The sequence below is a fragment of the Legionella drancourtii LLAP12 genome (assembly GCF_000162755.2).
In the GTDB taxonomy this organism is placed as follows: Bacteria; Pseudomonadota; Gammaproteobacteria; order Legionellales; family Legionellaceae; genus Legionella; species Legionella drancourtii.
This window is the reverse complement of the sequence record NZ_JH413842.1, coordinates 16194-17930: the sequence shown is the minus strand read 5'-3', so window position 1 is coordinate 17930 and position 1737 is coordinate 16194. Positions and strand designations below refer to the sequence as shown.

Sequence of the window (1737 nt, the reverse complement as noted above, 5' to 3'; positions counted from 1 at the left end):
TTGCTCACTTGGAAAAACGCTATATCCGCAAAGATGGTCGTATTATCTGGGCCATGGTCAGTTACTCACTGATTCGAGACGAGCAGGGGCTACCAGTTAATTTTATTATACAAATAAAAGATGTTAGCGAGCGCGTTCAAAATGAAGAAAAAATGCGACAGCTTAATGAAAAAACAATGGCGACTTTAAATGAATTAAAGCTACTTGAACATGATGAAAATTTATTAAATAAGTTAAATCGCTCCCTGCAAATTTGTGTTTCAGTAGAAGAAGCATACCCACGAATCAATTTAATTGCACAAGAGTTATTTCCTGAATTAAGTGGTGGTTTAGCTGTTTTTAATCAATCTGCCAATCAATTGGAAACTGTAATTCAGTGGGGACACGATCAACTATTGCCAAAGTTATTTTTGCCAATGGATTGTTTTGCAATCCGCGAAGCGAATACTAATCTGGTTGATGATCCACAAAAATCGGTACCTTGTAATCATTATTTAACCACTCCGGAAGGAGGCTATATTGGATTACCCTTAATGGTGCAAAATGAATTAATTGGTGTCATTCATTTGTTGGCAGCCAAAGGGAAAAAACTAACACAACACCAAGAGGATATGGCAAATTCATTTGGCCATATTGTTAAACTTGCATTAGCTAATATTAATTTACGTGCCTCACTAAGTGAACTCACCTTACATGATCCATTAACTAATTTATATAATCGACGCTATTTGAATGAATTTTTATCGCGAGAATTAGTGCGAATTGCACGCGAAAAAAATACACTATGCGTGGCTATGCTGGACATTGATAATTTCAAGAACTTTAATGATACGTACAGTCATTTAGCCGGTGATGAGGTGCTTAAATCAATTGGGCAATTATTGGCTAGGAATTTTCGTAAAAGTGATATTTCATTTCGTTTCGGTGGCGAGGAGTTTTCTGTGATATTACTGAATATGACCTTAGATAATGCCGTGCAACGAATGGAGCAATTCCGTAAACAGTTAAAAAATACAATAGCTTATTATAAAGACAGGCCATTACCAGGCATTACCATTTCAATTGGAGTAGCAGAAGCCCCACAACAAGGAGCGACCATTGAAGAGATTATAAAAGCCGCAGACCATGCACTTTATGCGGCTAAAGAAGCAGGTAAAGATAGAGTAAATTCCTATAATTAACTCATGTTACGCACACTCCATTTTAAGCGGCCATATTTTTAAGCTCCTGCCACGCAATCTGATTTGCTCTAAGGATTAGTTTGTACTTGATGGCAAAGTGATTTAATTGAGTTTTTATCTTCAACAGTTCCAGCTTGCAATAGGCAATAATAGAAGCATAAATATGATTACACTGAGTTTTGACGGTTCGAGTGGGTGACTTGGTTAAGCTTGTATTTTGCTTAATTGACTTGTGAGGGGTCGTGGGTGAGTAGAATGGTCGGATCACTCCGACCAAACCCTCCGCAGAATCGGACTTGCGGAACTACCGCATCCGGCTCCCGATAGATCAGTGTCCCCTCATATATTCAGTGAGTCTAGAATATCGATACAGTTTTCCTTTTCTTCGGGAAACCTGCTATTTCAAGTAATTGAAGCAATCTGTCCCATGTTACCCTTCGCTTGCCACCACGACGATTTAACCATCGCAATATCAAGCGCTTTGTCCGGCACCGTCAAGTTAACTATTGAAAGAGCAAAAAGTATTTTTTGTCGAATTTTAGGCGCAAAGCATCTC

Annotated in this window: 1 protein-coding gene and 1 pseudogene; one reads left to right on the top strand and one right to left on the bottom strand. The window is 38.5% G+C overall.

Annotation, left to right across the window (positions count from 1 at the left end):
* The coding region (locus LDG_RS13350) for a GGDEF domain-containing protein (RefSeq protein ID WP_040535936.1) at positions 1–1181 on the top strand (1181 nt) is incomplete at its 5' end.
* 22 nt (positions 1182–1203) lie between these two features.
* Here LDG_RS13350 and LDG_RS20845 read toward each other — a convergent pair.
* Positions 1204–1419 (bottom strand): annotated as a pseudogene (locus LDG_RS20845) (IS701 family transposase); the annotation flags it as partial.
* Positions 1420–1737: the final 318 nt, after the last annotated feature.